Genomic DNA, 5,516 nt, shown 5'->3' on the forward strand with positions numbered 1-5,516 from the left:
CGGGCCGTCAGCTTCTTGCCGGAAGCCAGCAGAATGCCTTGAACGCGGTCTGGCCCATACAGCACTTCGCGGACGGGACTGCCCGTCATGATCTGAACGCCAAGCTCTTTGACTTTGTTAATCAGAGCCGAGACGACGCTGGAGGCTTTATCGGAAACAGGGAACATTCGGCCGTTATCTTCTTCCTTTAACTGAATTCCCAAATCTTCAAAAAAAGCGACAATGGAACGGTTATCGAAATGGCGAAGAGCGCTGTGCAAAAAACGTCCATTGCCCGGAATATGAGCGATCAGCTCTGCTGTATCCTTCATATTGGTTACATTGCAGCGGCCACCGCCGGAGATGCCCAGCTTGCGGCCCAGCTTGGTTCCCTTGTCAATTAACAGCACGGAGGCTCCGTGCTTGGCTGCGGCTACACTCGCCATCAGACCGGAAGGTCCGCCGCCGATGACGATGATATCATATTCACTCATGAAATGGCTCCTTTAGTAAATTGCGGTGCTGCGGGTAATCTAGGGTCATCATACCATCACCGCCCCGGGCGGGGCCAGTCCCGCTCTTTTTTGAAATATGAGACTTTATAAGCTTCGCTCCTATCGTTTGGTCTTATATTTCTACGAGAAACGAATGCCCTCCTCCGGTGAGGATGGCGAAGCCGTTTCTTCTTGCCCTTCCTTATTCTCAGTAAACAGAGTATTCTTAATTCTAGGTTTGAGATCAATTAACCGAGTCGGACGGTGATCACAATTACAACCGCAGTGAAAGAGATTTTATTGCAAATGGCTGCTGCCTCCTCATTTTTAATGCTGTTTCAGTGGAGACTGAATCAAAGCCATATAACGCGCCGGAATCCCCGGTGTTCGGATGAATATACTTTTCTCGTGATGGCCTGCGGGCTAAGCCTTGTCCTTTGCTCTCTGCTGTCCGGCAATCTGTTCGGGATGATCGATTTAAACTGGGGAATCCTGCCCGCATTTATCGGTATGTTATATGGAAGCTTCCGTTCCCGCGCCTTGCTTGCCCTAATGCTGCCGGTATGCACCTATGTATTCTCCGATCCGGTGACGCAAAGCCATGTGCTGCTTGATTCCGGAATATTCATGTATCCGCTGTTGTTTGGCATGGCCAATAGATTCAAGTTTGGAACCGTTGTTGAAAAGATTGCCCTGCTCTGGATCGTCCTTGTGCCGTGCATGTTATTTATAGCGTTTACATCATTTTTTGACGGGAATGATTTCTCCAGATTGCAGGATGACAAAATGGCGCTCATCCTCTGCATGCTGTTCTTAAACCCTTTGCTCGGCGGCGTATTGATTTATATGCTTGAATCGGCTTGGAACAAGCGTGAGATTGAGGAACGCATCGCTTATATGTCGGAGAAATTCAGACGGGAAATAGGCGATCTTCAGCAGATCACAGATATGGTGCCGTTAAGCATCATTTCCGTGGATGATAACGGAAGGATCACTAGCATTAACGAAACATCGATGAAAAAGTTGGAAATTGAGATCCCGCATATAACGAGAACCGATGTTCTAAACTGTACACTGTCCGATCTGGCGCATCGGCTGAAGCTGAACGATAACCGGGAATTGGATCACTTGCTGGACAGCGTAACCCGTAAGCAGAAGTTTATGGGAAAAGTAGCTTGTCTCGGCAAAATTCTGTATGTTCTGGCCGCCCCTCTGGTTCCGAGAGACCAGGGACAGCAAGCGGGAATGGTTCTAATCATCCAGGATATGACGGAGGAAGAGAATATCCGAAGCGAGCTGAATCATGTCGAGCGGTTGACGCTGGTAGGCCGGATGGCGGCGGGAATTACCCATGAGATCCGCAATCCGATGGCGGTAGTGCGCGGCTTCCTGCAGCTGATGAGAGAAAAGAGTCCCTCGGACATGGAGTCCTACTACCGGATTGTCATGGATGAACTGGACCGGGCGAACAGTATTATTAACGACTTTTTGTCGCTTGCGCAGAGCGGGCTCTCCGGCAAGGAGGACAGCAATCTCCACGATGTGATTGAAGATCTGGCTCCGCTGCTGTGGGCCGACGCGAATCTTCGCGGGCAAAGCGTCGAGCTCAGGCTGTGCGACAAGCTGCCGCTGCTGCAGCTTAATATTAAAGAAATCAAGCAGCTTGTTCTGAACCTCGGACGCAATGCCATGGAAGCGATGGAGCCGAAGGGAGTGCTTACGCTGGAGACCCGCTGTGTCCCCGAAAAGGTAGAGCTGCTGGTGAAGGATACGGGAAGCGGCATGTCGGACATGGAGATGGAGAAATTATTTACACCCTTTTTTACCACAAAAGAACAGGGAACCGGGCTGGGCCTCCCGCTCTGTCTCAGTATAGCCGAACGGCATGGCGGATCGATTGCTGTCGATTCCTGCCTGGGAACGGGAACGGTGTTTACCATCTCCTTTCCATATGAGAAACAGGAGAAAGCAGCGGTCGTCTGTTAAAGATTTCAAAGCTAGGGGCAGCTTGCTTTCATCGAGTTGGAATGTATAATAAAGTTAGTAAGTTTCGCTATTAAGTTATCTAACAACCTAGGTGAAAAGGAGAGTGTTGAACCATGTCCATGTCTTTTGAGCAACATATGAGGGATTCGATTCAACCGATGCGCGACGATCTGACCAGTATCGGCTTCACGGAGCTGAAAACTCCGGAGGATGTAGAGGCCGCGCTGCCTAACGCCAAGGGAACCACGCTTGTCGTTGTCAATTCTGTATGCGGGTGCGCCGCCGGCCAGTGCCGTCCCGGTGTTGCCCAGGCGCTTAAGAACGACGCCCTGCCGGATCATTTATTCACAGTCTTTGCCGGCCAGGAAAAGGAAGCGACTGCCAAAGCGCGCGAGTACTTCGCTCCTTACCCGCCTTCTTCGCCTTCGATCGCCCTGATGAAGGATGGAGAGCTGGTGCATTTTATCGAGCGCCAAGGCGTGGAGAACCGTTCGGCTGGAGAAATCGCGGACGAGTTGAAGGAAATATTCGATCGTTACTGTAAATAAGGCTCAAGAATCTAATATGTGATTACGTCCCGCCGTGCCGTTCTTTTGGGTGCTGCGGGATTGTTTTTGATAAAAAGGTGTTGGAGCGATGAAAGTGAGTGAGCTGCATTGAGCATACAGGAAGAGATTATTGCTGCCCTTGGCGTTAAACCGGCGGTTGATGCGGAAGCGGAAGTGCGGCAGAGAGCCGATTTTCTGAAAGCGTATATCTTGGAATCGGGAACCAGGGGATTGCTGATCGCTATAAGCGGGGATGTGGAGAGCGCGGTGGCTGCGGGCCTGTGCAAGCGCGCAACAGATGAGCTGAGTGCTGAGCAAGGCAAGGAATATATCACGCTCGGCGTGTTCCAGCCTTACGGGGAACAGGAGGATTTCCAGCACAGCTACGAGGCGGCCGAAGCGCTCGGGCTTAAGTACACAGTGGAGACGAATATCGGGGATGCGGTTGACGAGATTGCGCTGGAAACGGAGTATGCTTTGAAGGCGATCGGGCAGCATCGCCATATGACGCATCGAGGCAAGGGAGAGCTCAAAGCGGGAGCGCGGATGGTGATCCAGCATGCGCTCTCCTTGGAGAACAACCTGCTGGTGGCAGGAACCGGACATGCATCCGAAGCGGTAACCGGCAACTGCGCTAAATGGGAACACGGAGCCGCCGATCTTGAGCCGCTTCGTTCTCTGAACCATCGGCAGGTTCGCGAGCTGGCCGCTTATCTCGGCGTGACGGCGGGAATCATCACGGCAGCGAAGGCCGCAGACCAGAGGGCGGGACAGACGGATGAAGCCAAGCGGGGCATTACTGAAGAAGTAATCAGTGATTATCTGGAAGGGAAACGGGTAGAGCCCGCAGCAGCTGAACTGCTGGAGAGCTTCTACCGCGAAGGGTCGTACAAGCAGAGCGCCATTCCCGGAATCTGAACCGGCCTCACGCGATGTTAACCGCACCGCCGCGGAGGCCCTGCGCTAGATGCGCGGGCGGCCCGCGGCGGTATTTGCTTTTTCGGTTACAAGGCCGCTAAGAGCGCAGCACCTGGTCGATAAAGGCTTCGGTCGCGGCGATTGCCTGCTCCAATTGCGGGGTAGGCCCGGCAAACGGATGGACCGTTCTGAAGGTGTGGTCTCCCCCCGGAATCTGAACCCACTCGATGTCCGGTCTGACGGCGATCAGCTTCTCCGATCCCTGCCGCAAGCGGGCGCTGTCTTTGCTTCCCTGAATGAGCGTGACCGGGAATTTGGCCGTCCGCATCCGCTCGATAATATTGTAACGTTCTTTCTGCCGCTCCAAATCCTCCAAAATGACGGCGTCCAGCGGCATTTGCTGTCCGGTCCGGCCATTCAGGACATAGGCGCGGCCTTTTTCACGCATGTCCTTTTTCTGCTCCTCCGTGAACAGATCCAGATCGGTGACGCCGTTCCAAGAAATGACGCCGGCGACTTCGCCGGGTGTATCAAGGGCATGCAGCAGACAGACGCCTCCACCACGGCTGTGCCCCAGAAGAAAGAGCGGGAGTCCGCCGAGCTTGGGATGCTGGCTGAGATAGGAGAGCAGGACGTTCAGGTCTTTAAGCTCACGGTGGTATGTATTGCGGGCGAACTTCTCAAACTCGGTGAAATTCTGGAGATCCGCGCCGATTCCGCCATGGGAGAAATTGAATGTCACGACCTCATGCTTACCGCTTAGCGATTCCGCGACATAAGGAAACATTCCCCAATCTTTGAACCCTTTATAACCGTGTGCGATTACGATCAGGCTGTCTGCCTCCCCCCGGGAAGGGAAGCGGGTGCAGCGCAGAACGGAGTCATCCCCTGCGGGGATTTCAAAATTGATGCTTCGACTCATCAGAAAATGTCTCCTCTCTGTATGCCAAGGCGGCAAGTCCATGGCGGGTGCCGAAGCCGCTGCGGGAGCGGCGCATGGACTTCGGCGCTGTTTTCTTTTAAGATAGCAGAAAGCTTGCCTCAGCACTATACTATCTATATCATTTCCCATATGAATTTGCGGAAAAAGAAGAATTAAGGAGCGTGTACCTTGATATACGGAATCGGGCATGATCTGCTGGAGATTAACCGGATCGCCGTTCTGCTGGAAGGGCGGCTCGGCGGCAGGTTTGTGCGCCGCGTCCTGACCGAAGGCGAGCTTTCCGTGGCGGGAAGCCGGGGCGGTCTCACGGCGGAGTATGCCGCCGGAAGGTTTGCGGCCAAGGAGGCCATTGTCAAGGCGTTCGGCTGCGGAATCGGGGCGGCGCTGGGATTTACGGATATAGAAATACTCCCGGGGAAACTGGGCAGGCCGGAAGCGGCCATTTCGGGCGAAGCTTGGACGCGGCTGAATCTGCCGGATGGATACGATTACATTATTCATCTTACGATCACGCATACCACGGATCTGGCATCGGCCTTTGCCGTTGTCGAGCAGCGGGCGCATTAGCATATTAAGAAATTGAACACCAAGGAGCGTAAACATGGGACAAGATGAAGAACGGCGGGACATGGAGAGGCGGGGGGGGAC

At 53.6% G+C, this 5,516-nt stretch carries 6 protein-coding genes; 4 read left to right on the plus strand and 2 right to left on the minus strand.

Annotated features, from left to right (window positions below; genetic code table 11):
* The coding region (locus L691_RS0111730; protein WP_025690720.1) for an NAD(P)/FAD-dependent oxidoreductase at window positions 1–473 on the minus strand (473 nt) is incomplete at its 3' end.
* A 264-nt stretch (window positions 474–737) separates the two neighbouring features.
* On the opposite strand from L691_RS0111730, the gene L691_RS0111735 reads away from it, so the two are divergent.
* The 3 genes from L691_RS0111735 (at window position 738) to nadE (ending at window position 3,925) form a co-directional block, all read left to right on the plus strand.
* On the plus strand, window positions 738–2,459 hold the full coding sequence (locus L691_RS0111735) for an ATP-binding protein (protein WP_156934226.1): 1,722 nt from the start codon (window positions 738–740) through the stop codon (window positions 2,457–2,459).
* Window positions 2,460–2,572: 113 nt separating this feature from the next.
* Window positions 2,573–3,007 carry a BrxA/BrxB family bacilliredoxin gene (locus L691_RS0111740; protein WP_025690722.1) on the plus strand — a complete coding sequence of 145 codons (435 nt, stop codon included), beginning with the start codon at window positions 2,573–2,575 and terminating at the stop codon, window positions 3,005–3,007.
* 108 nt (window positions 3,008–3,115) lie between these two features.
* The gene (gene nadE, locus L691_RS0111745) at window positions 3,116–3,925 is read left to right on the plus strand and encodes an NAD(+) synthase (RefSeq protein ID WP_025690723.1); all 810 of its coding nucleotides are present in this window, start codon (window positions 3,116–3,118) and stop codon (window positions 3,923–3,925) included.
* Window positions 3,926–4,022: 97 nt separating this feature from the next.
* Here nadE and L691_RS0111750 read toward each other — a convergent pair whose 3' ends face one another.
* On the minus strand, window positions 4,023–4,847 hold the full coding sequence (locus L691_RS0111750) for an alpha/beta hydrolase family protein (RefSeq protein ID WP_025690724.1): 825 nt from the start codon (window positions 4,845–4,847) through the stop codon (window positions 4,023–4,025).
* A 189-nt stretch (window positions 4,848–5,036) separates the two neighbouring features.
* On the opposite strand from L691_RS0111750, the gene acpS reads away from it, so the two are divergent.
* A complete protein-coding gene (gene acpS / locus L691_RS0111755; RefSeq protein WP_025690725.1) occupies window positions 5,037–5,435 on the plus strand; it encodes a holo-ACP synthase in 399 nt (132 codons plus the stop codon).
* Window positions 5,436–5,516: the final 81 nt, after the last annotated feature.

The sequence above is a fragment of the Paenibacillus zanthoxyli JH29 genome (assembly GCF_000520715.1).
GTDB lineage: Bacteria > Bacillota > Bacilli > Paenibacillales > Paenibacillaceae > Paenibacillus_AQ > Paenibacillus_AQ zanthoxyli.

Coding starts and splice junctions, on each gene's coding strand:
- L691_RS0111750 (WP_025690724.1), bottom strand. CDS start 4,847: ATGAGTCGAAGCATCAATTTTGAAATCCCCGCAGGGGATGACTCCGTT.
- L691_RS0111740 (WP_025690722.1), top strand. CDS start 2,573: ATGTCCATGTCTTTTGAGCAACATATGAGGGATTCGATTCAACCGATG.